Annotated in this window: 23 protein-coding genes; 16 read left to right on the top strand and 7 right to left on the bottom strand. The window is 54.8% G+C overall.

Annotated elements, in window-relative coordinates; all coding sequences use genetic code 11:
• The first annotated feature begins 36 nt into the window (after positions 1 to 36).
• The 7 genes from AC0VXT_RS03080 to AC0VXT_RS03050 all read left to right on the top strand — a co-directional run bounded on the left by AC0VXT_RS03080 (position 37) and on the right by AC0VXT_RS03050 (position 9,118).
• Positions 37 to 1,278 (top strand): saccharopine dehydrogenase family protein, encoded by a 1,242-nt coding sequence (locus tag AC0VXT_RS03080; RefSeq protein WP_475547454.1) that lies wholly within the window; start codon positions 37 to 39, stop codon positions 1,276 to 1,278.
• A gap of 429 nt (positions 1,279 to 1,707) precedes the next feature.
• Positions 1,708 to 2,427: an NYN domain-containing protein gene (locus AC0VXT_RS03075; RefSeq protein WP_475547453.1), complete on the top strand. Its 720-nt coding sequence runs from the start codon at positions 1,708 to 1,710 to the stop codon at positions 2,425 to 2,427.
• A gap of 498 nt (positions 2,428 to 2,925) precedes the next feature.
• Positions 2,926 to 4,020, top strand: coding sequence for a substrate-binding domain-containing protein (locus AC0VXT_RS03070; RefSeq protein WP_475547452.1), 1,095 nt, complete (start codon positions 2,926 to 2,928; stop codon positions 4,018 to 4,020).
• Positions 4,017 to 5,357 carry an ABC transporter substrate-binding protein gene (locus tag AC0VXT_RS03065; RefSeq protein WP_475547451.1) on the top strand — a complete coding sequence of 447 codons (1,341 nt, stop codon included), beginning with the start codon at positions 4,017 to 4,019 and terminating at the stop codon, positions 5,355 to 5,357. The genes AC0VXT_RS03070 and AC0VXT_RS03065 overlap by 4 nt, the downstream gene beginning before the upstream one ends.
• Positions 5,358 to 5,429: 72 nt before the next feature.
• Positions 5,430 to 6,743: a carbohydrate ABC transporter permease gene (locus tag AC0VXT_RS03060; RefSeq protein WP_475547450.1), complete on the top strand. Its 1,314-nt coding sequence runs from the start codon at positions 5,430 to 5,432 to the stop codon at positions 6,741 to 6,743.
• Positions 6,743 to 7,972: a carbohydrate ABC transporter permease gene (locus AC0VXT_RS03055; protein WP_475547449.1), complete on the top strand. Its 1,230-nt coding sequence runs from the start codon at positions 6,743 to 6,745 to the stop codon at positions 7,970 to 7,972. The genes AC0VXT_RS03060 and AC0VXT_RS03055 overlap by 1 nt, the downstream gene beginning before the upstream one ends.
• A 90-nt stretch (positions 7,973 to 8,062) precedes the next feature.
• Positions 8,063 to 9,118 carry an ABC transporter ATP-binding protein gene (locus AC0VXT_RS03050; protein WP_475547448.1) on the top strand — a complete coding sequence of 352 codons (1,056 nt, stop codon included), beginning with the start codon at positions 8,063 to 8,065 and terminating at the stop codon, positions 9,116 to 9,118.
• A 161-nt stretch (positions 9,119 to 9,279) separates the two neighbouring features.
• On the opposite strand, the gene AC0VXT_RS03045 is transcribed toward AC0VXT_RS03050, so the two are convergent.
• The gene (locus tag AC0VXT_RS03045; RefSeq protein WP_022731414.1) at positions 9,280 to 9,717 is read right to left on the bottom strand and encodes an Lrp/AsnC family transcriptional regulator; all 438 of its coding nucleotides are present in this window, start codon (positions 9,715 to 9,717) and stop codon (positions 9,280 to 9,282) included.
• Between the two features lie 216 nt (positions 9,718 to 9,933).
• Between AC0VXT_RS03045 and AC0VXT_RS03040 the strand changes: the two genes are divergently transcribed.
• The 7 genes from AC0VXT_RS03040 (at position 9,934) to AC0VXT_RS03010 (ending at position 16,833) form a co-directional block, all read left to right on the top strand.
• Positions 9,934 to 10,167, top strand: a complete 234-nt coding sequence (locus tag AC0VXT_RS03040; RefSeq protein ID WP_102784216.1) for a hypothetical protein — start codon at positions 9,934 to 9,936, stop codon at positions 10,165 to 10,167.
• Positions 10,168 to 10,355: 188 nt separating this feature from the next.
• Positions 10,356 to 10,817 (top strand): (2Fe-2S)-binding protein, encoded by a 462-nt coding sequence (locus AC0VXT_RS03035; protein ID WP_022731416.1) that lies wholly within the window; start codon positions 10,356 to 10,358, stop codon positions 10,815 to 10,817.
• A 3-nt stretch (positions 10,818 to 10,820) separates the two neighbouring features.
• The gene (locus AC0VXT_RS03030; protein WP_475547447.1) at positions 10,821 to 12,989 is read left to right on the top strand and encodes a xanthine dehydrogenase family protein molybdopterin-binding subunit; all 2,169 of its coding nucleotides are present in this window, start codon (positions 10,821 to 10,823) and stop codon (positions 12,987 to 12,989) included.
• 84 nt (positions 12,990 to 13,073) lie between these two features.
• Positions 13,074 to 14,087: an XdhC family protein gene (locus tag AC0VXT_RS03025; RefSeq protein WP_475547446.1), complete on the top strand. Its 1,014-nt coding sequence runs from the start codon at positions 13,074 to 13,076 to the stop codon at positions 14,085 to 14,087.
• A gap of 13 nt (positions 14,088 to 14,100) precedes the next feature.
• A complete protein-coding gene (locus tag AC0VXT_RS03020) occupies positions 14,101 to 14,715 on the top strand; it encodes a nucleotidyltransferase family protein (RefSeq protein WP_475548559.1) in 615 nt (204 codons plus the stop codon).
• Positions 14,716 to 14,806: 91 nt separating this feature from the next.
• On the top strand, positions 14,807 to 15,487 hold the full coding sequence (locus AC0VXT_RS03015; RefSeq protein ID WP_475547445.1) for a response regulator transcription factor: 681 nt from the start codon (positions 14,807 to 14,809) through the stop codon (positions 15,485 to 15,487).
• A gap of 5 nt (positions 15,488 to 15,492) precedes the next feature.
• Positions 15,493 to 16,833: a sensor histidine kinase gene (locus AC0VXT_RS03010; protein ID WP_475547444.1), complete on the top strand. Its 1,341-nt coding sequence runs from the start codon at positions 15,493 to 15,495 to the stop codon at positions 16,831 to 16,833.
• On the opposite strand, the gene AC0VXT_RS03005 is transcribed toward AC0VXT_RS03010, so the two are convergent.
• From AC0VXT_RS03005 to AC0VXT_RS02990, 4 genes are all read right to left on the bottom strand, one after another.
• The gene (locus AC0VXT_RS03005; protein WP_475547443.1) at positions 16,834 to 18,069 is read right to left on the bottom strand and encodes an amidohydrolase family protein; all 1,236 of its coding nucleotides are present in this window, start codon (positions 18,067 to 18,069) and stop codon (positions 16,834 to 16,836) included.
• Position 18,070: 1 nt separating this feature from the next.
• A complete protein-coding gene (locus AC0VXT_RS03000) occupies positions 18,071 to 20,626 on the bottom strand; it encodes a branched-chain amino acid ABC transporter ATP-binding protein/permease (protein ID WP_475547442.1) in 2,556 nt (851 codons plus the stop codon).
• Positions 20,626 to 21,501, bottom strand: a complete 876-nt coding sequence (locus AC0VXT_RS02995; protein WP_277278538.1) for a branched-chain amino acid ABC transporter permease — start codon at positions 21,499 to 21,501, stop codon at positions 20,626 to 20,628. Before AC0VXT_RS02995 ends, AC0VXT_RS03000 begins: the two co-directional genes overlap by 1 nt.
• Before the next feature lie 96 nt (positions 21,502 to 21,597).
• Complete coding sequence (locus AC0VXT_RS02990; protein WP_475547441.1) at positions 21,598 to 22,785, bottom strand: ABC transporter substrate-binding protein; 1,188 nt, start codon at positions 22,783 to 22,785, stop codon at positions 21,598 to 21,600.
• Between the two features lie 270 nt (positions 22,786 to 23,055).
• Here AC0VXT_RS02990 and AC0VXT_RS02985 point away from each other — a divergent pair, with 270 nt between their 5' ends.
• On the top strand, positions 23,056 to 23,481 hold the full coding sequence (locus tag AC0VXT_RS02985; RefSeq protein ID WP_475547440.1) for a nuclear transport factor 2 family protein: 426 nt from the start codon (positions 23,056 to 23,058) through the stop codon (positions 23,479 to 23,481).
• A 100-nt stretch (positions 23,482 to 23,581) separates the two neighbouring features.
• Here AC0VXT_RS02985 and AC0VXT_RS02980 read toward each other — a convergent pair whose 3' ends face one another.
• A complete protein-coding gene (locus tag AC0VXT_RS02980; RefSeq protein ID WP_475547439.1) occupies positions 23,582 to 24,295 on the bottom strand; it encodes a GntR family transcriptional regulator in 714 nt (237 codons plus the stop codon).
• A 118-nt stretch (positions 24,296 to 24,413) separates the two neighbouring features.
• Here AC0VXT_RS02980 and AC0VXT_RS02975 point away from each other — a divergent pair, with 118 nt between their 5' ends.
• On the top strand, positions 24,414 to 26,006 hold the full coding sequence (locus tag AC0VXT_RS02975; protein ID WP_475547438.1) for a gamma-glutamyltransferase family protein: 1,593 nt from the start codon (positions 24,414 to 24,416) through the stop codon (positions 26,004 to 26,006).
• Between the two features lie 6 nt (positions 26,007 to 26,012).
• Here the strand turns inward: AC0VXT_RS02975 and maiA are convergent, their stop codons facing one another.
• Positions 26,013 to 26,672: a maleylacetoacetate isomerase gene (gene maiA, locus AC0VXT_RS02970; protein WP_475547437.1), complete on the bottom strand. Its 660-nt coding sequence runs from the start codon at positions 26,670 to 26,672 to the stop codon at positions 26,013 to 26,015.
• Between the last annotated feature and the right edge of the window lie 6 nt (positions 26,673 to 26,678).

The raw sequence follows: 26,678 nt of genomic DNA, 5'->3' as shown, positions 1-26,678 counted from the left end.
CCCCCACCTCTCAAACAAGGGAGTTTTTGGCCCGACATGAAAAAGAATGTTCTGATTATTGGTGCCGGTGGCGTCGCCCAGGTGGTTGCCCATAAATGTGCACAGCATAACGACGTGCTGGGCGATATTCATATCGCCTCACGCACTGCTGTGAAGTGTCAGCAGATCATCGACAGCATCCATGAAAAGAAGGCGCTTAAGAACCCCGGCGTTCTTGAAGGCCACGGCTTGGATGCCACCGATATTGATGCGACCGCAGCCCTGATCGAAAAAACCGCAAGCCAGATCGTCATTAATGTCGGATCGCCCTTCGTCAACATGCCCGTCATGTCGGCCTGTATCAAAACCGGCGTTGCCTATCTTGATACCGCCATCCATGAAGAGCAGGACAAAATCTGCGAAACCCCGCCATGGTATGCCAACTATGAATGGAAACGCCGCGAAGAATGCGAAAAGGCCGGCGTCACCGCCATCCTTGGCATCGGGTTTGATCCGGGTGTTGTGAATGCCTATGCCAAACTGGCGGTCGAGGATTACTTCGATAAAATTGACTCGATTGACATCATCGACATCAATGCCGGCAGCCACGGCAAATATTTTGCCACCAACTTCGACCCGGAAATCAACTTCCGCGAATTTACCGGCACCGTCTATTCCTGGCAGGACAGCAAATGGCAGTCCAACAAGATGTTCGAGATCAAGAAAATCTGGGACATGCCAGTCGTCGGCGAAAGCCAAACCTTCATGACCGGCCATGACGAAGTCCATTCCCTGTCACAGAATTTGGACGTGCCAAATGTGCGCTTCTGGATGGGCTTTGGCGATCACTACGTCAATGTGTTTACCGTGCTCAACAGCATCGGTCTTCTGTCCGAACAGCCGGTCAAAACCGCCGAAGGACAGGAAGTCATTCCGCTCAAGGTCGTAAAGGCCTGCCTGCCCGATCCAAGTTCCCTTGCCCCGGAATACACCGGCAAAACCTGCATCGGCGATCTCGTCAAGGGTACCAAGGACGGCAAGGACACCGAAGTCCTGATCTATAACGTTGCTGACCACAAAGACGCCTTTAACGAAGTCGGCAGCCAAGGCATTTCCTATACCGCTGGCGTGCCGCCGGTGGCGGCCGCCATGCTGATTGCAACCGGCGAATGGGACGTCAAAAAAATGGCCAACGTCGAAGACCTGCCCGCCAAGCCGTTCCTGAACTTGCTCAACGGCATGGGCCTTCCAACCCGTATTAAAGACGCCAATGGCGACCGGGCACTGGATTTTAGCTAAGCCGCTCTCATTCGGATGTAACAGTTAAAATGGCGGGCCATCGCATACTTGGCCCGCCATTTTTTTGGCAAGAGAAAGCGAGATTTCATAATGAAGTCAAAAGGGATTTGCGCAATGCGCGTGCAATTTCCGGACATGATTGGCATGTGAAAAAGGGAGACATTTGCGTATTTAATCTGTGGACGAATTTGTATTCACAAAAATGTGCGATGTTTGTAATGCAAAAATGTATTGCTTCAGTACAAATTTTATTTGTATAACAAGCTTACAAAAGGTGGCAAAAAGACCACCTTTTAAACAGATAGCCCCCTTGGCCGTCCGTAGCCCCCGTGAGAACGGATTAATAGCAGGCTACCGACCCCAAGGGGTTTTTTTTTGTCTGTTTCTATAATTTCAAAAATAAAATCATTGGGGAGAAATATGCAGCGCATGGCAATTATGATTGACGGGGCGTTCTTTCTGAAGCGTTTCCCGGTTGTCTTCCCAGGTAAGGATGCCCGTGATCCTGAAGTGGTTGCAGAGACTCTATTCCGAATGGCAATCTCTCACCTTAAGCCAAAAAACCCCAATGCCAAGCGTTCCGATCTATATCGCATTTTCTTTTACGATTGCCCGCCACTAACAAAGCGCGTGCATACGCCAATTGAAAAGAAAGTCATAAACTTTGAGAAATCAGATGAGGCGATTTTTCGAAATGCGCTGCATCTTAACCTGACCAAGCGCAGAAAAGTTGCCCTTCGATTGGGGCATTTGAACGACAAGAATGCAAATTGGTCATTACGGCCGCGTGTGATGCAGGATCTGATAAAGCACAAACGTAAATGGGAAGAGCTTGCCGATCATGATTTCGTTTATACGGCAAAGCAAACTGGTGTTGATATGCGGATTGGTGTCGATATCACACAACTGTCTCAGAAGCGTCTGATCGACCAAGTTGTTTTGGTTGCAGGAGATAGCGACTTCGTGCCCGCAGCCAAACTGGCTCGTAGAGAGGGCGTTGATTTTATTCTTGATCCAATGTGGAACCATATCCATCCAGATTTACATACACATATTGATGGATTGAGATCGATGACCCGCAATCCGGAAATGGTTGCGAATGAAGCAGAAGCGCAAAAGCAGGTCGTTGACGATCTTGATATTGAATAACTTCCCAGAAAAGGCAGGGTAGGAAAGTCAAGTAGGGTAGCGGATGTCAAAAAATAGCCTACGTCGAAGACCTGCCCGCCATACCGTTCCTGAACTTTCTCAACGGCATAGACCTTCCGACCCGCATCAAAGATGCCAATGCCGTGCCTCAGTGCCCGCCATTTTTTATGCCGAGTCCTGACCTTCTGGTCAGGAAGCCGACTTTTTAACCCACAACCGGGCGTTTATCCCTTTCCCGCGCGGCACACATCTACGCCCTATACCTTCGGTCGCGCAATGCGCGAAAACGTTGGGTTCCCTTATGGTTTCGCCCAAAATAATCCCATCCTTACGCATAGGATTCTGGGCATTTCGCACACGCAAAAATAAACCTTTCAAAATCAACGGTTTGACAACCGAAACCGCTTTCGGTAGCGTCTCAAACTCTTTCCGAAAGCGGTTTCGGAAAAGAAGCAAACATCCCCACAAAGGTGATGAAGAAAAGATAAGGGAGGTTCCGTGCCACGCGCGCCACAACGTAGCGAGACCATGTCTATTGCCCGACTGGCAAAGCACCTTGGCCTGTCCGAGGGCACGGTTTCGCGCGCGCTGAACAACTATCCCGACATTGCCGACAAAACCATCGCGCGTGTGCGCAAGGCCGCCGATGAACTGGGTTATCGCCCGTCCACCACCGCCCGGCGTTTGGCGCGTGGTGTGGTTGAAACCATTGGCTTTGTCCTGCCCGCCCGTCATGGGCATCAAATTGACCCGTTTCTGGCCGAAATCCTTGATGGGCTGGCGACCGAGCTTGCCCTGTCGGACTGGGATTTGCTGGTTGCCGCCGTCCCCGAAGGCCATGACGAAGTCGAAGTCATGGACCGCCTGATCCGGTCTGGCAAAGTGGGCGGTTTTGTCATTGCCCGCACCCGGCGCCACGATCCGCGCATCGACTATCTGCGCAAATCGCATATCCCCTTTGTCGTGCAAGGCCGCACCGAAGACTGCGACGATTACGCGTGGCTCGATATCGACAATGAAAAGGCCTTCATTGAAGCCATGGACCATCTTATTGGTTTGGGCCATCGCAAGATCGCCTATCTCGGCGGCGATCCCGACCTGAACTATGCGTGGCAACGCCGGTCCGGATATCTGAGCGCGGCAAAAACCCATGGCTGCGATGTTCTTGATGGCTACCTTCATGACGGCATCACCGATGAAATGGCCGCCCGGCACGCCGTTGCCGACCTCCTCAAACATCCCGACCGCCCCACCGCAATCCTCTGCGTCACCGATGCGGTCGCCATTGGTGCGATCCATGCGCTGGCCCATGCCGGGATCACGGTTGGCGAAGAAATATCGGTTATCGGTTTTGATGGCCTGCCAATGGGCGAGGCCATCCACCCCGGCCTGACCACCATGAGCCAGGCCAGTTATCAGGTCGGCCGCGCGGTTGGCCGGATCGTCGTCGCCCAGGCGAACGAGACCAAAGAGGCCAACGCGCCTGCATCCGAGTTTTCCCAGATTCTATGGGAAGCAACGCTGACCATCCGTGGATCAGCCAATCCGCCAGCGCCAAAGCTGGTCACCAATGCCAAGGGAGGCATCTCATGAAAACAAGATTTACGCTGACTCTCGCAGCCGCTGCTCTGCTGGTTTCCACCAGCATGGCAAGTGCGCAGCTGCGTTTCTGGACCATCGAAGAACAGCCAGACCGCCTTGCCAAGCAACAGGAAATGGCCAAGGCGTTTGAGGAAAAAACCGGCACCGCCGTCGAAGTCATCCCGGTCACCGAATCCGAACTGGGCACACGGGCCACGGCCGCCTATGCGGCGGGTGATTTGCCTGACGTGATTTACCTGACCCTGCAATATGTCCTGCCATGGTCCGAGGCCGGTATCCTTGATACCGAAGCCAACAACGAAGTCATCCGCGATCTTGGGGCCGATACGTTCGCCCCGGCCGCCTTGTCGATGGCCGATTTTGATGGTGAAACCGCCGCCGTTCCGTCCGATGGCTGGACCCAGATGGTGCTGTACCGCAAGGACCTGTTTGACGAAGCCGGATTAGAAGCCCCTAACAGCTACGCCAACATTCAAAAGGCGCTGGAAAAACTGCACAATCCGCCGGAAATGTATGGCTTTGTCGCCGCAACCAAGATCGACGACAACTTCATGAGCCAGGTGCTCGAACATGTCCTTCTGGCCAATGGTGCCACCCCGGTTGCCAAGGATGGCTCGGTCGGGTTTGACAAGGCCAAGCTCATTGAAGCACTCGAATTCTATAAATCCATCGCCAAGGCATCGCCCCCCGGTGATCTGTACTGGAAACAGTCGCGCGAAGTCTATTTCGCCGGTCAGGCGGCGATGATCATCTGGTCGCCCTTCATTTTGGATGAACTGGCGGGCCTGCGCGACAGCGCCCCGCCCACCATCAACGATGACCCGACATCGGGCGAACTGGCATCGAAAACCGGCATCGTCACCCGTCTGACCGGCCCGTCCAACCCGGATGGGGCCGCATGGGGGGACATCAACTATTTCGGCATCACCAATGACGCCGATACCGATGCCGCCGAAGAATTCGTCAAATTCTCGATGGACGAGGGCTATGGCAATACATTGTCCATCGCCCCCGAAGGCAAATTCCCGGTCCGCAATGGCACCGCCGACGAACCGGAAAAATTCGTCGATATGTGGTTGACCCTGCCGGTTGGCGTGGATCGTAAAAAACCGCTGTCCGAACTGTATGATCCGGCCGTGATCCACGAAATCGTTTCGGGGCTTGAAACGGCCAACCGCTGGGGTGTCGCCGAAGGCCAGTTGGCCAAGGCATCGCGCATCATCAACAGCCAGATCATCAACACGCTGGTCCGCGAATATATCGACGGCGAACGTGATGCATCGGCAACGGCTGATTTGATCAACGAAGAAATCGCCGCCGTCGAATAAACGATCTTGAATTCGGGGCGGGCTGATTTTGGGCCGCCCCGGATATCTGGTTTTCACAACGGACCAAAGACGATGACAACGTCCCACAGCACCCAGACACCATCCGCAACAGCACCGCCCAAAAAATCAAACCTCGGCCCTATGGCCCGGCGCGAAGCACGCCTCGCACTCTGGATGCTCGCCCCCACGTTTATCATTGTCCTGGGCGTTGTGCTGTTTCCGTTGCTGGCCAATTTCTGGATTTCGGTAAAGCCGGTCAAACTGTCTGATTTGCGCCCGCCAACCCCGGTGGTGTCCGAACGTATCCGCGGCGACATGGATGTCGCGGGCGAAGAATTCCGCATTCAGTACCGCATGCGAAATTCATCGCAAACCGGGGCGATTGACGATGTTGTTCTGACCGATACCCTGCCGACTGGCATCACCGTCACCGACATTGACCCGGCCTGTGAAATCACCGGTCAAAACGTCACCTGCCGTCTCGACCGGCTTGACGGCGGGGACCGTCAACGCCTTGAACTCAAAGCCACCGCCGATGCCGATTTTGCCGCCAATCCGGTCTCGCCCCGCGACAGCGAACCAACCTTGACCGGCAATTCGGAAAACATTCTCACCAACAACCAGTTCACGCTTGATAACTTTGCGCGCATCTTTGATTCCCGCGAATTCTGGAGCGTGCTTTGGGTCACCATTGCCTATACCGTCTTTGGCACCTTGGGCGCACTGGTCCTTGGTCTGTTTGCCGCACAGATTTTAAACAAGCCCTTTAAGGGCCGCGCGATCATTCGCGGCCTTTTCCTGTTTCCCTATGTCGCACCCGTGATCGCGGTCGCCTTTACATGGGTGATCCTGCTTGATCCGTTTAACGGCACGTTCAATGCCATTTTGCAACGCATGAACGTCACCGATGCCGGGGTAAACTTCTTTGGCCAACGGGCGCTTCCGATTGATATCTTTGGCCTGACCATTGAATTCCCGTTGGCCCTTGCCACCGTGATCGCCTTTGAAGCATGGCGGTATTTCCCGCTGTCGTTCCTGTTTATTCTCGCCCGGATGCAGTCGATCTCCTCAGACATGTATGAGGCCGCCGAGGTCGATGGTGCCTCCCCGCTGCAACAGTTCTGGCACATCTCCCTGCCGCAGCTTCTGGGCATTCTATCGACCCTGTTTTTGCTGCGCTTCATTTGGACGTTCAACAAATTCGACGACATCTTCCTTCTGACCGGCGGGGCTGCGGGCACGCGAACCCTGACCGTCGATGTCTATGAACAGGGCTTTGCCCTTTCAAACCTTGGGGCCGGGGCGGCCGTGGCCGTCGCCATCTTCATCCTGCTTCTGGTCTTTGCCGTGTTCTACTTCAAATTCGTCCATCGGGAGGATCAGTAATGCGTATTGGTACGGGTCTTCTACTCGCCCTGATTTCGGGCCTGATCTGGGGCGTGATTGCCATTGTCATTACCGGCATCTCCCTGACCCTGATTACCGGGCTTGCCGCCACCCCGATCATTTCGGCCGGGGCGCTTGCCGGGGCGGTCAATGCCGCGATCATTATCTCGCGCGCCCCCAAAAACCGCACACCGGGATTGTATCTTGTCGCCTTTGCCGCCGTGGTGATTGCGATGATGCTGGTGTCCTTTGGTATGCCGTTCAGCCTGTCATTCTCGCAAAACTCTGCCACTCAGGCCTTTGGCGTTGGCCTGATTGCACTGGCCATCACCTTTGCCAACCGCATGTGCCTGATGGATGCGCATGCGGGGATGCTCAAACGCTACAGCCTTGATCTTGTCATTGTGCGCGTGTTCAAGGGGCTTGGCTTTGTGTTTTTCAGCGTGATCGTCATCCTGCCCTTCTATGTGATGGTGATGACCAGTCTTAAGAACCAGCAAGACCTGTTTTTGAACCCGCTTGATCTGTCGATTGATCTCTCGCAGGGTTTTGCCAGCCTGACCGACAGTTATGTCGAACTGTTTACCCAGTTCAATTTTGGCAGCTTCCTTCTGACATCGACCATTGTCTCCGTCTCGACCGTCCTTATCACGCTGGCCTTTTCCATTCCCGGTGCCTATGCGGTGGCGCGCCTGAAATTCCCCGGCCAGACCGTGCTTTCAAGCTCGATCCTGCTGATTTACCTTGTGCCCATGATCGTTCTGGTGATCCCGCTTTATGCGGTGTTTAGCCAGCTTGGCCTGCGCAACTCGCTGGTTGGCCTTTTGATTGTCTATCCGGCCACCACGGTTCCCGTCGCCCTTTACATGCTTCAGGGATATTTTCGCGGCATTCCCGCCGAACTTGAAGAAGCCGGTTTGATGGATGGTCTGTCGCGCCTTGGCGTGATTTGGAAAATCACCTTGCCACTCGCCCTTCCCGCCCTTGCATCGGTCTCGCTTTATGTCTTCATGATTGCCTGGAACGAGTTCCTGTTTGCCTTCATGTTCCTGGATGATCCGGGCATCTTCACCCTGTCGCGCGGGGTTGTCTCGCTCAATTCCTCCGAGGTTCCCCGTCAGCACCTTATGGCCGGTGCAGTAATTGCCACCGTGCCGATATTGGCGATTTTCCTCTGGTTTGAACGCTTCCTTGTTCAGGGCCTGACGGCCGGGAGTGTCAAGGGATGATCAGATCACCGATCCATCAAATGCCCGTACAGCATTCCACACCACCCACACAACAAACGCCCACCGCCAAAGATCAGGAGGCCAAATAAAATGGGTCAGATCGAACTCAAAGACATCCGTAAATCATTTGGCGGTGTCGAGGTTATCAAAGGCATCGACCTTCAAATCGACGAGGGCGAGCTGGTTATTTTCGTCGGCCCGTCGGGCTGTGGCAAATCCACCTTGCTGCGTCTTATTTCCGGTCTGGTCGAGGCCAGCGACGGTCAGATCATCATTGATGGCGATGACGTGACGGGCAAACCGCCCGCCGAACGCGAACTTTCCATGGTGTTTCAGTCCTATGCGCTCTATCCGCACAAGTCCGTGCGTGAAAACATGGGCTTTGCGCTGACGGTGGCCGGCATGCCCAAATCCGACATCACCGCCAAGGTCGATGAGGCCGCCGCAACCCTCAAACTCGAAGACTACCTTGACCGCAAACCCAAGGCCCTGTCGGGTGGGCAGCGTCAACGCGTTGCGATTGGCCGCGCCATTGTCCGCGAACCGCGTGCCTTTTTGTTTGATGAACCGCTCTCGAACCTTGATGCCGCCTTGCGCGTTGAAATGCGCCTTGAAATCGCCCGTCTGCATCAAAAACTTGGTGCGACCATGGTCTATGTCACCCATGATCAGGTCGAAGCCATGACGCTGGCCGACAAGATCGTCGTGCTGCAAGCAGGCCAGATCGAACAAATCGGCTCCCCGCTTGATCTGTATCGCCATCCCGGCAACCTGTTCGTCGCGCAATTTATCGGATCGCCCAAAATGAATGTCGTCGATTGCACCGGTGTTGGCACCACGCTCACCTTTGGCGATGGCAACACATCCGATATTGCCCGCAATGCCGACGGGGCGACCAAAATGGGCATCCGTCCCGAACATATGTCACTTTGTTCGGAAAAGGACGGCATCCTTGTCGGTCAGATTGATGTCATGGAACATCTCGGCTCGGACAGCTTTGCCTATGTCAATGTCACCGATGTCGGCCTGTTCACCGTGCGCATCGTCGGCCATTCCGCCGCATCGGTCGGCGATGTGGTCGGGCTGACATTTGGATCGGAAAATGTGCATCTGTTCGATGCCGCCGAAAAAACCATTCCGGCCTGATCGATGACGCATTTTAATCCTCATACAATTAAAATGCGGTCAAATGTCACCCAAATGGCGGACCTTCGTCGGGTCCCTGGTTCGCCATTTGGTCATTTGCTTAAAATGAATAATAAAGATGATTATTCAAAAAATATGAATAATAAAAACAGCCCGAACCGCTACTTCAGCGACCCCAGAACCGCCAGACTTTCATAGCGTTTGATATAGGGTTCATGAAACACCCGATCGACAAATGCGCTGTATTCTTCCATGTCAGTGACTTGAATTCGCAACACAAAATCATGTGCACCCGTCACATGATGACATTGGACAACTTCGGGCATTTTGGCAAAGGCCTCACGCATCAACATATACCGATCCGGCCGGTCGCGCTCCATGGTCAAAAGCACGATAACCATCATCTTTTTGCCAAAAACCTTAGGCGATACAATCGCAACATCGCGCTCAATCACGCCGGTTTCGCGCAACCGCTGAACCCGGCGCAAACAGGCCGCCGACGACAGCCCGACACGGTCGGCAAGCTCGCTGCCCGTCAAACGGCTGTTTTCCTGCAACAGTTCAAGCAGGCGATGGTCGAATTTATCAAGCTCCGCCACGGTTCAGTCTTTCCGGTTCATCATAATGTAACACCCTGTAAACAAGGATGACCCAAGCTGCGCGCGAAAGAAAATCGTTTTTATAAAATTTTTGCGGAAATCTCGCACCGAATGGCAAAGTTTGCACGCCAAACAACATATCGCAGGCGTAGTTTATCTGTGGGTTCAGAGGAAACTCTAACCCCTTATTAGCAAACAAACTCGCGAGCCAGCATCATGCCAGCACAAGTTACGACTGATCCCCTCGTCGCCACCACCAATGTTGCGCCGGTTTCGGGCGCATCTGTCTGGCGCTGGCTCGTCCTTTTGCCCCGCAAATGGGCACACGCATACAAGATCGCCCGCGACACCCAAATGCTGCGGTCGGCCCCGCGCGAAGTTCTTGACGATATCGGCATTGCACGCCGCGACGTTCAATTCGCCTGCGAACACGGTCGCCTGCCGAACTGATTACTGATTACTGATTACCCATTCCCCATCGGCAAACTGGCGCCCCACCCTGTTTGCCGATGTGATGAAAAGCCTGCCGGTACATATCCTGTATCGGCAGGCTTTTTTTCTTTTCAGGGTGGTTACCCGTCGGTTACCCACAGCCCCGCAATGATCAGCCAACAAGTCAAAAGAGAGATGAGGCGGTCATGCAATATCAGCTTAAGATCAATGGTGAATCCCGAACCGTTGACGCCGAACCGGGCACCCCGTTGCTGTGGGTTCTGCGCGACGAACTACAGCTTACCGGCACCAAATTTGGGTGCGGCGTTGCCTATTGCGGCGCCTGTACGGTGCATGTCGATGGCTATCCGACCCGGTCTTGCCAGACCTTTGTCGAGGATGCGGTTGAAACCGAAATCACCACCATCGAAGGGGCCACCGACAAAGTTGCCGAGGCCGTTCAGGCCGCATGGCGTGAAAAGGATGTGGTGCAGTGTGGTTGGTGTCAGTCCGGCCAGATCATGTCGGCCATCGGACTTCTGACCGAAAACCCCAGCCCGACCGATGCCGACATCAAGGAATACATGTACGGCAATGCGTGCCGATGTGTGACCTATGTCCGCATTAACGAAGCCATCAAGCTCGCATCGCAAAAGCTGGAGGCCTAAGCCATGACAATCAATGTTTCACGCCGTGGTTTCCTCAAAGCATCGGCTGCTGGCACCACCGCCCTTTTGGTCGGTGTAAACGCCAAGGGTGTTCTGGCTGCGGGCAGTACCGCATCCGCCGCCACCGATTTGAACCCGTTTGTTAAAATCGATGCCGATGGCACGGTAACTGTCATCATCAAGCATTTTGAAATGGGTCAGGGTACCACCACCGGGCTGACCACACTGGTCGCCGAAGAACTTGATGCCGACTGGGATGCGGTTGCCATTGATTTCGCACCGGCCAATACCGAACAGTATAAAAACCTGTTCTTTGGCGCACAGGGCACCGGTGGGTTGACCTCAATCGCCAACTCGTTCATGCAATACCGCGAAGCCGGTGCAGCCGCACGTGATCTTTTGGTCCGGGCCGCCGCCCAGAAATGGGGCGTGGACGCCAGCAGCATTTCGGTTGAAAACGGCATGCTGACATCGGGTGGCAATTCTGCGCATTTCGGTGAATTTGTTGCCATCGCCGCAACGCTTGAAGCAATCGAAAAACCAACGGTTAAAACCCCCGATCAGTTCAAACTGATTGGCAGCGAAAAACTGCACCGCAAGGACAATACCGGCAAAACCAATGGCACCGCGATGTTTGCCATGGATGTCAATCTGCCGGGCATGATCTATGCCGCGATCATGCGCAGCCCGAAATTTGGCGGCACGGTCGTATCGTTTGACGATAGTGGTGCTAAAGACGTTGGTGGCTTTATCGCCGCACAGGTTCTGCCCAACAAGGCAGGTGTGGTGGCGTTTGGCAAAAACACGTGGGCGGCGTTTCAGGCCCGTGATGCGCTGTCGGTTGAGTGGGGTTTCAGTGCCGCCGAAACGCGCAGCACCGATGCCATGATGGCCGACCATAAGGCGATGCTTGATGCCCCGCAATTTGACGTCAATCACGAAGTCCCACTGGCCTCCGTCGCCCCGATTTTGGCCGACGCGGTCACAACGATTGACGCAGAATTCGATTTCCCGTTTCTGGCACATGCGCCGCTCGAGCCGGAAAACTGCACGATTGAACCCACCGAAAATGGTGTTCGCGTCCATGACGGTTGCCAGTTCCCGACCTTTACCCAGCCAATGGTCGCCGCAGTTCTTGAACTTGATCCGTCACAGGTCGAGGTCAAAACACTTTATGCCGGTGGATCATTTGGCCGTCGTGCCAATGCCACGTCTGATTACAATACCGAAGCCGCGATGGCCTTTGCCGTTTCCGGGCGCAAGGTTCCGGTCAAACTGGTCTGGAGCCGCGAAGACGACATTAAAGGCGGCTATTACCGCCCCATGGCCGCCCATCGGGCAAAAATCGGTCTTGATGCCGATGGCAAAATCATCGGTTGGGACCACCGGCTTGCGGTCAAATCCATTGTCAAAGGCACGCCGATGGCCGGGATGGTTCAAAACGACATTGATCCAACGTCCGCAGAAGGGGTTGCTGAAAGCCTGTATAACGTGCCGAATTTCGGCATTGGCCTCAGCGATTTCCAAACTCCGGTTCCGATCAACTGGTGGCGTTCGGTGGGACATACCCATACCGGGTTTGTCATGGAAACCCTGATGGATATGGTCGCCACCCAAACCGGGCAAGACCCGATTGAGATGCGCCTTTCGATGCTCGATGGTGGTACGGCCAATCAGGCCCGCATGATCGAAGCCATCAAACTGGTCCGTGACATATCGGGCTGGAAAAAAGGCGATAAGCGCGGCTTTGCCAGCCACCTTTCGTTTAATACATGTGTTGCGGTTGTTGCCGATATCACGGTTGAGGAAACCAGTGTGCACGTAAACAAACTGTTCATGGCCGTCGAATGCGGGGTTGCCATCAACCCCGATGTGATCCGGGCACAGATGGAAGGCGGGGCTGGCTTTGCGCTCAGCGCCATCTTGCGCAATCAGATCACGCTGACCGACGGGGAAGTCGATCAATACAACTTCCCGGACTATGAGCTTCTGCGCAACGAAGAGATGCCTGAAATCGAAGTCGCAATTGTTCCGTCAAACAATGCACCAACCGGTGTTGGCGAACCGGGCGTTCCCCCGACCGGACCGGCTGTCGCCAATGCCATTTTTGCACAAACCGGAAAGCGGATCATGGATCTTCCAATGACCAAGGCCGGTTTCGACTTCGTGTAAGGCATACTGCCCGGAGAACCAAATTTCTTCCCCCCCTCCCTTGTGTTCTCCGGGCAGCCCTATTTCCCTTGAAGGGAACAGATAATGAGCAACCAACTTTCTGCGATGCTAAACGCCTGGCATGCGAACCGTGACGCCACCGAATGGGTTCTGGGCACGGTGTATCGCACCGACGGGTCGGCCTATCGCAAGGCCGGGGCCATGATGCTGATCAATGGTCATGGACAGCAGTTCGGCCTGCTTAGCGGTGGCTGCCTTGAGGCCGATATTATCCGCAATGCCCGCAAGGCCATGATCACCAGCAAGGCGGTGATGCTGGTCTATGATGGCAATGACGAAGATGATCTGTCGTTCAAGCTTGGCGTTGGGTGTGGCGGCACGGTGTACATCATGTTGCAACCTGTCACCGCCCAAAATGATCTGGGCCTGTCCGATTTACATCACGCTTTGACGCAGCGCGAAAGTGGTCGGTATTTTCAGAAAGTCGGCGACGTTGCCGGGCATTTTGAAACCAGCGATATCGCCGCACAACAGACCGCCCATATCGAAAAGCGGACCGATGATGACTGGCTGATCACACCGATCCGCCCTGAACCCCATGTTCTGGTGGTCGGTGGCGGGCTTGATGCGCGCCCCGTGATTAACATTGCCCATGAAATGGGATGGGTAACGACACTTGTTGATCCGCGTGCGGCCAATGCACGCGCCGAACATTTCGCACATGCAGATACGATTTTGCGCAAGATTGACAATGACCTTGCCCGCCACGTGTTTGAGGCCAAAGTCGATGCCGTTATCCTGATGGCCCATAGCATCAGCATTGATGGCGATGCCCTTGCGGTCCTTAAAAACACACCGATCAAACATCTGTCGGCCTTGGGACCAAATCATCGCTTTGCCGAGGTGTTGAAACACGCCGGGATCACCCGTTCTGATCTGGCATTTGATATTTCCAGCCCTGCCGGTCTTGATATCGGCGGACAATTGCCAGAAAGCATTGCCCTTTCGATGCTGTCGGGCATTCATGCCGGGCTGTTTAAACAAAGTGCCGTGCCCGCTGTTTCCGCTGTTCCCGCCATGGCGCGTGCCGCAGAATGATACCGTTAGCGTGATGAACACACCTGCCAAGGCCAAGCCCCCGCCCCACCCTCTTGCCTTGCTGCTTCTTGCCGCAGGTGAAAGTGCACGGTTTGGCGGACGCAAACAGCTTGCCGATATCAACGGCAGCCCGATGATCTGCCACACCATCAAGGCATTAAGCACGATTTCCGGGGCAGATTTGTTTGTTGTTCTGGGCGCGTTTCAAGACGAAATCGCACCTGTGATCAACGCGCCTGCCCAAATTATCACGAATGACAACTGGGCATCGGGCATGGGCAGTTCCATCGCGGCCGGAATGGCAAAAATCCAGCATCACGGGTCTTATGATGGGGTTTTGATCGCACTGTGTGATCAGATCCGTCTCGGGCCCGCCGATTATGATAAACTGATTGCCGCGTTCAACGGTCAGAGCATCGTGGCCACCCGCCATGATAATGGATTTGGTGTTCCGGCGATTTTCCCGGCGCGTATGTTTAAATCGCTCGCGGCGCTTAATGGGCAGGCAGGCGCACGCAAGGTTCTGAATGGGGCGCACCATGAAGTGATTGGCGTCGATCTGCCAAATGCGGCAGATGATATCGATACACAAGATGATCTGATCGCAATGCGCGTGCAGAACACCTAAATAAGCGATTTGGCGACGACATGAGTGTTTCGGGCAGCCCCCGATTGGAAGTGCGGCATGCTTGACCGCCGCAGGAAAAGAGACGACGTGAATGAAAGCAACTGCAAACATCATGGTCCTTCTGGTCGAGGACAACATGGATATCGCTGCCACCATCAGTGATTATCTGACGATAGAAGGCGTTGAATGCGACCATGCCTATGACGGGGAAACTGCGTACCAGCGCGCGCTGACCGGCGAACATGACGTCATCCTGCTTGATGTCATGTTGCCGTTTCGCGATGGTATCAGCATTTGCCGGGCCCTGCGCGATGAAGGCATCGACACGCCGGTTTTGATGCTGACCGCACGCGACACACTCGAAGACAAGGTCGAAGGATTTCATGCCGGGGCGGATGACTATCTGGTTAAACCGTTCGAGCTTGAAGAACTTTTGCTCCGTACGCGGGTCCTGTCACGTCGGCGCAGCGGAGAGGTCAAACGGTTTGCCCTGCGCGATTTGATGATTGATTTTGAAAACCGGTCGGTTGTCCGGTCAGGTCAAAACATCAATGTTTCGCCGACCGGCTGGACCATTTTGGAGGTGCTGGCACAGAACAGCCCACGGGTTGTTACCCGGTCGCGCCTGTCGATGGCGCTATGGCAGGGGGACCCGCCCGACACCAATGCGCTGAAAACGCATCTTTACAAATTGCGTCATCGGATCGACAAACCGTTTGAGCAAAATCTGATTCACACCATTCCGGGCCAGGGCGTGGCCCTGCGCGAGTAACTGTTATGAACACCACCTGTTGTGCCCCCAAAACCCGATCCTTTTCGCGCTTTGTGCGCAATTACGTCTTGCTAGGATTGGTGGTCACGCTGGTTCTTTATACTGCGGTGCTGAATTTCTACATGCTCTATGGCAAATGGATGGTCGCGGCCTTTCAGCTTCAACTGATTGCCGAGCAATATGACGATCAGCTTGCCCGCGACCCGGATGCTCCGTTGCCCAAGGGGTTCAACATTGAATCCTTTGAACGTTTTGACGAACTGCCCGCAGAGCTGCGCGCGCATGCACGCCCCAATGACCTCGAACTTAACGAACTTTTCTATATCAACACGGATCAATATGCCGACCAGAAAGACCCAGAAAATCCGATCTTTCTGGTTTTTCCCCATCAGCTTGCCGATGGTCGCGAAATCCTGATTTTGCAGACCTATCATGTCGGCGACGGCGAAAGCGTCTTTTTTGAGCGCCTGCACAATCTGGCCCTGCTTTCGATCCCGTTTGCCATGGCGGTTATTGGCATCTTTGCCTGGTTCCTGTGGATCATTGGCAAACGCCTGACCAAGCCATCTGAAAACCTGCAAGACTGGGCCAACAATTTGACGACCGAACGGTTGGCCGATCCGATCCCTGATTTCGGGTTCGAAGAGCTGAATGACGTTGCGCGTGAATTGCATCGGTCGGTCAATCAGATTGACCAGTTTGTCGCGCGCGAACGTGAATTCCTGCGCCAAGCCAGCCATGAATTGCGCACCCCTGTGACCATTGTGTCTGGCAATGTTGAATTGCTGGAAAAAAGCCCGCTGAACCAGACCCAATCGCGGGTCATGACGCGGATCAAACGGGCAAACCGGAACATGCAGCAACTGCTGGAAACATTGTTGTGGCTGGGCCGGGACAACGCACCGGTCGGCAGCACCGAACACATCAGTTTCGCAGCCTTCATCGAACAGGAAATCAGTGACCTTTCTTATTTGACCGACGGCAAGCACGTCACATGCAGCTTTATCCCCGACAGCGAAGACACCGTGATTGCCACGTCACGGGCGGCCTTGATGATTGTCATATCCAACCTGATCCGCAATGCGTTTCAACACACCCCCAAGGGGCAGGTAACCATCACGCTAAAGGGGACGGCATTGACCATCAAAAACACAATTTCAACCTGCACGGGTGAATGTGCCACCCCGCAGGGCGAGGGCATCGGCCTGCAACTTGTCCGGCGTATTTGCGCGCGCCTGAACTGGCATTGCACGCCGACCCACCTTCAAAATGGTGGCATGTCGGTGACCTTTGACCCCGGCCCTGATACGCTGGTCAAACCAGAACCGGAACTTGTGACAAGCTGATCACGGATGGAATATGGTCGCAGCCGGATGGGCAAACGTCACCCGGCCATCCTTCATCCCCCAGATCGGACGACTGATTTCCGAGATCACCTGTGCGCGGCTTTTGGCGGGCAGGACAATAAAGCTTGCGGCCTCACCCACCGCGATTTTGCTGGATCGTCCCAGCAATTTGGCCGGGGCATCGGCCACCATGGCAAAGCAGGTTTCAAGTTCCGCCTCGGTCGAAAGTTGGCTGACATTGGCATAGAGATTTGCCATGCGCGACAGCGAACAATCGCCATAGGGCGTAAACGGGTTCAACACATTATTGGTCGCAATCGTGCAGCAAATCCCGTGCGCGGCCAGTTTGTGCGCCGGGGCGACACCACAAGGGACCGAATGGTCATGATCGCGCCCGGTCAGGAAAAGATCGGTTGCCGGTAAAACCGTCAAGCCAATCCCGGCGTCGCGCATCAGCGCAATCGTGTCATCAAGTTGTGCCTTGGGCAGGACGGATAATTTGGTCACATGGCCAATCATCACCCGTCCCTGCCAGCCAAAGGCGATGGCTTGTTTGGCAACTTCGTCCAAATGCCGCCAACTGGCATCCAGATCGAAATCCAGATGGAAATCCAGATCAACGTCATAGTCACGCGCCATTTCAAACAGGCGCAAAATCTGTCCTTCGGGATCGGTATCCATATAGGGACACCCGCCGAGCAAATCCGCGCCGTTATCAAGGGCTGCGCGCAGTAGTTCTTCGGTCCCCGGATAATTAAACAGGCCTTCCTGCGGAAAGACGCAGATTTCAATATCCATCGCCCAGGCGTAATCGGCCTTCAGGCGCTTAATCGCGTAAAAGCCCGCCAAACCAATGCCCGGATCAATTTCAACATGGGTGCGCACCGCATTGGTGCCCTCGGTAATTGCCTTTTCAATGACGCGTGCGCCGCGTGCGTAAATGTCATCTTCGGTAAAGCCGCTTTTGGCGTTGGCAACCGCGCTGATTGCCCCTTGGAGCGTGCCGGTTTTGTTTTTGGCCCGACCCAGGATACAGGCCTTATCAAGATGCAGGTGGCTTTCGACAAAGCCGCAACTGATCAACTGACCACCCGCATCAAAAACCGGCGCCTCAAAAACCGGGGCATCGCCGGTTAGTGACGTGGCAATCTCGATAATCTTTCCGTGGCCAACGGCAATATCAACCAGCGTGTTGTCACCGGGCAGGCAGGCGTTCCTCACCAGATAATCAAGCATCTTACTGTGCAACCTTTTTGGGTTCTTTTGTGGTTTGTTCGGCACCGCCAAGATAGGCGGCAATCAGGCGTTCATCGCGGCGAAGTTCGGACGCCTTGCCTTGGGCAACTACCTGTCCCTGTTCAAGGACATAGGCATAATCGGCCACGGAAAGCGCCATGGTCGCCATCTGATCGACCAGAAGGATCGTCACCCCGTCATCACGCAGTTCACCCAGAATGGCATAGAGTTCTTCGGTCATGGCAGGGGCCAGACCAAGGGATGGCTCATCAAGCAAAAGTGCCTTTGGCTTTGCCACCAATCCACGCGCAATCGCCATCATTTGCTGTTCACCGCCCGACAAATGTCCGGCCAGACTGTTGATGCGATCACGAAGGCGCGGGAAGCGTTTCAGGATGGCTTCGAGTTCATCCTTACTGACCGGTTTTGGTTGTTTATAGGCACCCAGTTCGATGTTTTCGCGCACGGTCAGTTCGGGGAAGACCTGCCGTCCTTCGGGGACAAGGATCAGGCCCTGTTCGACAATCTGATGGGGGGCCAGCGTATGGATATATTCGTTGTTTAAAACAATGCTGCCTTTGACCGGGCGCAACAGCCCGGCAAGGGCGGTCAGAAAGGTTGATTTACCCGCCCCGTTTGCGCCCAGAAGGGCGACCATTTCGCCCTGTTGGACTTTTAAATCAACCGATTGCAAGACCGGTGCGGCACCATATCCCGCCGTCAGACGCAGGGTTTCAATTACCGGGGAAGCACCCGGCTCAAACGGAATGGGACGCGGGCGGGCCTTCATTTCCCCATCGCCAAGATAGGCCGCGATCACCTGTGGATCGTTTTGGACCGCCTGCGGCGATCCGAAAATGATCGGTGTTCCGGCATCAACCGCCAGAATATGATCGGAAATGCCCATGACCATTTCCATGTCATGTTCGACCAACACCACCGTCATCCCGGCATCGGCCAACTGACGCAACAGTTTGGCCAGTGACACCTTATCGGCATGCATCAAACCAGCTGCCGGTTCATCAAGCAGCAACACGCCGGGTTTGGTGGCAAGTGACCGGGCAATTTCGACCAATCGGCGATCCACATGCGGCAAATCACCGGCCCGGGCATCAATATCGCCAGCATAACCGCAAAATGCCAAAAGTCCTGCCGCGTGGCTGCGGTTTTTGTCCGATGCAATCACCGAAAACGGTGTGCCAAACCGCCCGACCGGAAGGCCCGCGATCACATTGTCGATCACGGACATGTTTTCAAACAGACGGGTTGCCTGATAGGTCCGCGCAATGCCACTGCGTGCGGCAAAGTCGGTGGGGCGTCCGGCAATATCCTGATCACCGATGCGCACCGCCCCGTCGGTTGGTTTGTAAAAGCCGCTAATGATATTCAAAAGCGTGGTTTTACCCGCCCCGTTCGGGCCGATGATCGATGTTACCTGTCCCGGCTTGGCGGCAAAGGAAACGCTGTTGACCGCCTTGACCCCGCCAAAGGCAATCGACACATCATCGACAATCAAGCCGTCAGATTTTGGGTATGATTTGAGCCCGGCTTCAATGTCGGCGGGTGGAACGGCCTTAACACCACATTTGGCAATCGGGATGAAGCGTTCAACAACCCCAACCAACCCGCGCGGTGCAATCAAAAGCACCACAATCAAAAGCGCGCCAAAAATCAGCAGGCGATATTCGGCAAAATCAGACAGGAGTTCAGGCAATAAAACCGAAACCGATGCCCCGACCAATGGCCCCAGCACCGTCCCCGCCCCGCCCAGAATGACGGCAAACAGATACAGGATCGACTGGCTGATCGGGAAGTTCGAAGGTGCGATAAACATCATCAAAGGTGCGTACAACGCACCCGCCAGACCGGCCATGGCAGCCGCAATGGCAAAGCCAGATGCCTTGACCGCAAAGGCGTTATAGCCAAGGGAACTGGCGGCGATTTCGGCATCGCGCATGCTGGTCATGGCCATGCCCCAGCCACTAACGGCCAGACGCCGGAACGCCAGCAAACCAATCCCGCCGACAATCACACACAGCATCACAAGATCACGCTCGGCAAAAACGTAAGATCCGATTTGCGGCATTGGAAAGCCCATCAGGCCATTTTGCCCGCCGGTCAAAGACCGCCATTCAATTGCGCCATGCTCAACAATAAAGGCGAATGCAATGGTTACCATCGCCAAAAACGGCCCGGCCTTCCGGACCGCCGATATGGCCAGCACACAGCCCGCAATCGCGGCAATCACGGTTGCCGCCACCAGCGAGAACCAGAAATTCACCCCGGCCAAAGTCAGGATCGCACTGGCATAGGCACCAATGGCAAAGAACCCGACCTGCCCCAGTGATACAAGACCGGTCAAACCATACAGGACGTTCAGACCGACACATAAAACCGTGGTGATGGCGACAAGGCCAATGATGAACTGGGTATAGCCGCCAGTGATCGAAACGCCGATCAGACCACCGATGACGGCGAGAATAATCGTGCAATCGAGTGCCACGGGTTTGTTCAACTTCGGGATGGGATTTTTGAATTTGGGAAGGCTTTTCATCATCAGACCTTTTTGATCGCAGCACGGCCAAACAGGCCACTTGGTTTGATGGTCAGAACCGCGATCACCAAGGCAAACACGACAATGAAGGTATAGGACGAGCCGAGATAGGTGGTGACACCGGCCTCGACCAGCCCATAGATAAATCCGGCCAGCATCACCGCATAGGCCGATGTCATCCCGCCCAGAATGGCAACCGCGAACGCCTTAAGGCCAAACAACGTGCCCATATCGGAATGTACGGAAAACAACGGCGCGATCAAAAGCCCGGCACAGCCCGCCAGCATGGATGAAATGGCAAACGATCCGGTCACCATGACGGTGGTGTTAATGCCCATCAGCTTGGCGGCCTGAAGGTTTTGCACCACGGCCAAAAGTGCGCGCCCCTGACGGGTATGGCGAAACAGCGCGTGCAAGGCCAGTGCGACACCAATGGCGGCAATCGGGATCAGGATTTGTTGCGGATACACCCCGGTGCCAAACACATTCCAGCTTTCACCGACAAGGTTTGACGGCAATGTGCGCGGCTCATTGCCAAAGGTGAACAGCACCACGTTATCAAGCAGGATACCGCCCGCAACCGTTGCCATCAGCCAGGCTTCGGAATTGCGAATGGCAAACGGGCGGACAAGGAAAAACTCCACCAGAATACCGGCCACACCACAACACAGGATCGCCAGCGGATAGCCCAGAATAACCGGAAAGCCATATTGTTCACAAAACACAAACCCCAATACCGCACCGAGCATCACCATGCTGCCTTGCGCGAAATTGACTTTTGAGGACACCGAATAGGTGATCTGAAATCCGAGTGCGACCAGTCCGTACATACTGCCAAGACCGATGCCGGTAATCAGGGCTGCGATTAAGAGTGTCATTGCCGGTTACCTGCTTGTCGATTGCACATAGGTGCAGCGTTCAAAGGGATAAAACCCCTTGCGGCACAGAGCACCGCAAGGGGTGAAAAAGATCGATTATTTGATCGGAATGATCTGACCTTCGACGAAATGCGCGAAGGTGTAATCTTCGGGACCAAGCGCGTCCTGATCATCCGGGGTGAACGGCATGTCATAGGTTTTGATCATGCCTTTGATGCCGGAAATCTCGTACATGGCTTGGCGAATGGCCGCACCATCGGTCGAGCCAGCCTTTTCAATTGCAGCAGCCGTCAAAAGGGTTGCGTCATAGGCATTGGCAATGCCGGTTGCCGGGGTCACATCGGCCAGCGTTTTGATCTCAGGGAACTTTTCCTGAAGCTTGACAAACATCGGATCGGCCGCATCGGTAAACAGATAGGTCTGAATGAAGTGGACCTTTTCGCCAGATTTACCGGCAAGTTCGGTGAAACGACCACCGGCCGGGCCCCAATGCGAAGAAATCGGCACATCCCAACCCATACGATCAAGCGATTTGATCACCTGTGCGGTCGGGGCAACGTTGGCCACGACAAACAGGGAATCTGCACCGTTTTCTTTTAAGCGGGTCAGCTGCGGGACAACGTCAACGTCGTTTGATTCAAACTTTTCAATCCCGGCATGTTCCATACCGCGTTTATCAAGTGCCTTGAGCAAACCCTTTTCGTTGGACTCACCCCACGAGTTGTTGATCAGGATCATGCCCGGTTTTTTCGCACCGTAATTGGCAATCAGATATTCAGTGATCGCTTCGTTAACATATTCATCCACGGCCGAAACACGGAAGACATAGTTTTCATCCGCACCGTTTTTGGTGATCCCGGTGCCTGCTGCCCACGGGCCGATGAACGGAATTTTCTGCTGATTGACGAACGGGACAATGGCGAAGGAAACCGGCGTATCAAGACCCCCAATGATCGCAGCAACACCTTCGCGCTGGGCTAGTTCACGTGCAGCAACCAGACCTTTTCCCGGGTTGCCTTCATCATCACGCGATACAAGTTCAAGCGGCTTGCCAAGAACGCCACCGTCGGCATTGATCTTGTCAATCGCAAGCATAATACCACGCGTAATCGCCTCACCCGATTTGGCCGACTGACCACTTAGCGCAGCAACAAGGCCGAGCTTGACGGTATCTTCGGCACGGGCGTTATGGGCGGGCAAGACGGCGGAAAACATCAGTACCGCCGCAGCACCCAGAAGGGCGGCACGGCGCGTGAGTTTCGGGATAGGCGAAGAAATAGGCATGTGAGACTCCCTGATTATATGACTTTTACAGTTGGTCGTCGCAGTTTCACGGTGCGCGCCAAATGACCTTCGCACTGCAGCAAGGGGCGTGCCAAAAACAGGAATTCAATATAATCAGATAGTTACGAGATTTTTAACCGTGTGAAATTTGTGCATTGCCTTATGTATACGCAAATTGCATGCAATTATTGCATAAAATTAGTGCATGCAAATTTTCTGCTCACGTATTATGCTTATCGCAGATCAAATGCCGTGAATGAGGATTTCCAAATGACTGAGACACCCGCACAAAACGTGCTTGATACCCTGCCGCCAGAAGCCAAAACCGTGCGCGATTTCCTGGATGCATCGATGAAGCCCGACCCGGATCTGGCCGCGACATTCATGTCTGATGATGTTGTCATCACCTTTACCGATGGTCAGAAATACGACCATCCGGCAGGCACAACCGCGTTTAACGCGGCACGTTATAAATGGGTGAAAAAGAAGTTCGGTCAGTTTGACGTCGCTAAGAATGACGATGAAACCGTGGTTTACAGTACCGGCTGGCTGTACGGCGAATGGCCGGATGGCACAGCGTTTGACGGCAACCGGTATGTTGATCGCTTTGTGATCAAAAACGGCAAGATCGTCAAAATGGATGTCTGGAATGAAAGTGCCGAACGCATTCTGGTGCGCAAGGGCATTCGGGCCTAATCACAGCTAGCTGGTGACACGGATGCAAAGGCACCCCGATATCCCTGATAACCGACTGATCTTGCGGACGGGTGGTTATGCGCACGGCGGTTTGCGTATATCACGCGCCGCCGTCACGCACCTTTTTGGCATAGGGTTCAAGCGCATCAAGATACACAAGCGGCCCGCCCTCGTCAGTGGTGAAAAGGGCCCGGTCGGCAACGGCATTAAGATGATGGCGCATCAATTTGCGCGCGGTTTCCTCATCGCCCGTCGCCAGGGCTTCGATGATCTGGCGGTGTTCGGCAATGCCGCAATCGGTCGAATGGGGCCGGGCATACAGCGACAGCGTCAAGCCACAGCGATAGCCGATTTCTTCGACGTAGCGCAGCAAAACCGGGCTTCCAGCAAGTTTTGCCAACAAGATATGAAACTCCGTCGCCAGCCGGATCGATTTTGGCTCGGCCGCGTGTTCGGCCTCGACTTCCTTGGCAAGGTGGCCTTCAAGTTCGGCAATGATGTCCGGCGTCATATTCTTGATCACCCGGCTGATCACAAGGTCTTCGATCTGGGTGCGCAATTCAAACAGATCGCGGGCTTCTTCAAGGCTGGGCTTGGCAACCATCGCCCCCTTGTTACGGCGAAGCTCAATCAGGCCTTCGGCGGCAAGGCGTTCAAGCGATTGGCGGATCAGCGTGCGGCTGACGCCAAACCGTTCGCCAAGCGAATCTTCGGGCAGCTTCATACCGGGCATCAATACCCGTTCAAGAATGGCCGACCGCAATGCCGAACTGATCATGTCGGTGCGATGTTTTACCTTATCAGATGCCTTCATGCCGATCCGTCACGTTTGATGCGCCATACAATTTACCCGTCTCGTTTGTATAGTTGATTGCATACAATTTAGCCACCACAGATACCCCTATCTGAATTTACGGAAAGAAACCGCTGCCATGACCGACATAACGGCCCCTTCCACCTTCCGCGCCATGGTCACAAGCCCCAGCACCGCCGCCAGCCAAGCCGGGGCAAACGTGCTGCGCGATGGCGGCACCGCGATTGAGGCGGTCGTCGCCACAGCCGCGATGTTAGCGGTAACATGCCCGCATTTCTGCGGTATTGGCGGGGATGCGGTCTGGATGGTGTCGGACAAATCGGGCAAGGTTCAATCGTTCCTTGGCATTGGTCAGGCAGGTGAAAATGCCTGTGAAACCATCACACCGGGCACCGCGATTTCCCTTCGCGGACCGGGATCGACATTAACCACCGCCTGCACGGTCGATTCATGGCAGCATGCCCTTGATCATTCGACGCGTCATTGGGGCGGGAAACAGCAGCTTTCGGATTTGATCGCCCCGGCGATTGATTTGGCCGAAAACGGTTTCCCGATGAGCGCGTCACAATGCTTCTGGCTGGATTTTCGCAAAGACGAGTTTGAAAAATGGCCGGGATTTGCCGAAATTTTTGCCCCAAATGGCCGTATGCCCAAACCCGGTGAAACCTTTAAACAACCGCAACTTGCCGATAGCCTGAAACGGATTGCCGCCCACGGTGCGCGTGACTTTTATGAGGGCGAACTGGCAAAGCGCATTGTTGCGGGCCTGGCGAACACCGGATCGCCCATCACCGCAAACGATCTTGTCAAAACACGCACGCGCACGACCGATGCCCTGTCGCTTGTTTATGGCGATGTGACCCTGTTTTCCCCGCCTGCCCCGACACAAGGATTGGCAACCTTGATGACCATGGGCATCTTGCGCGAACTGGGGTCAAAGAACTGGGCCGAAGGCGCGGCCGATCATTACCATCTGGTGGTTGAGGCGATTAAACGCGCGTTTCTGGCACGCGACCGCATTGCCGACCCGGATTTCAATCTTGATGATCTGAGCGACATGTTGACCGATGGTGTTTTGACATCCGCCGCCGACGATATTTCAACCGCGCACGCAATGGATTGGCCCCACCCGTTCCGCCATGGCGATACAGTGTTTTTGGCGGCAACCGACGCACAGGGCAATTGCGCCAGTGTGCTGCAAAGTACCTATTTTGATTGGGGCAGCGGAGTTGTCGCGGGCGATACCGGCATCATCTGGCAAAATCGGGGGGCTGCCTTTAGCACCCAGCCCGGTCACCCCAATGAACTCAAACCCGGCAAACGCCCATTTTATACCCTCAACCCCGGCTTGGCGCTTAAGAACGGCAAACCGCATTTGCTGTATGGGACGCAGGGTGCGGATGGACAGCCGCAAACATTGGCGATGCTCCTTAGCCGTTTACTTGATTTTGGCCTGTCGCCTGCTGAGGCATTGGCAAAACCACGCTTCTTGCTGGGCAAGACATTTTCAGATGCCAATGACAGCCTGAAACTTGAAGCCGATGCCGGGGATGACGTGTTTGATGCCCTTGCCAAACGCGGGCATATCTTGCGTGAGATCGAAGCCCAAAGTGCCCTTGCCGGTCAGGCGGGGATCATCCGCATTGATGAAGACGGTTTTGTCGATGGGGCGCATGACCCGCGCAGCGACGGCATGGCGATTGGGGTTTGAAACGGGCTATCGCGGGCAATGATCAGGATGGGCGTTTTCAAACGCCTTGATGGTACTGCATCGTTCGGCAATGGCCTTGATCCGGTGAAAACGGCTGGTATCAACGCCCCAGCGATGGGCATTATAAAGCTGCGGGATCAGGCAGATATCGGCCATGCCGGGCCGACCCCCATGACAGAAATCGCCTTGGGAAGCTTCAGGACCTTGGGCCAGCATGGCCTCAAACCCGGCCAGACCCGATCCGATATATTTTGCCATCCATTCTGATCGCGCCGCATCGGGGTCCTCGCCGTGGGTGGTGGCCATATCCATGACATGGCGCACCACGCCAAGGTTACAAACGGGATGAATATCCATCGCGATCACGTGTGAAAGTGCGCGAACCCGTTGGCGGGCCAAGGTATCGGTGGGCAACAATCCCTGCCCCGGTCGGGTTTCATCAAGATATTCAAGGATCGCCACCGACTGGGTCATCATGATCCCGTCAATCTCAAGCGCGGGCACCAATCCTTGGGGGTTACGTTGCCGGTACGCGGGCGACTTATGCCCCCCGGCGAGCAAATCCACCGGCACCGTGCGGTACGCAATGCCCAAAAGCCCCAAGGCAATCCGCAGCCGATAGCTGGCTGAGGATCGCCAGTAATCATATAAAACGACCTCAGCCATGATCCG

The sequence above is a fragment of the Thalassospira sp. Z349TD_5 genome (assembly GCF_056173045.1).
Note: the sequence above shows the minus strand (reverse complement) of the source record. Positions and strands in the feature narration are given on the sequence as shown.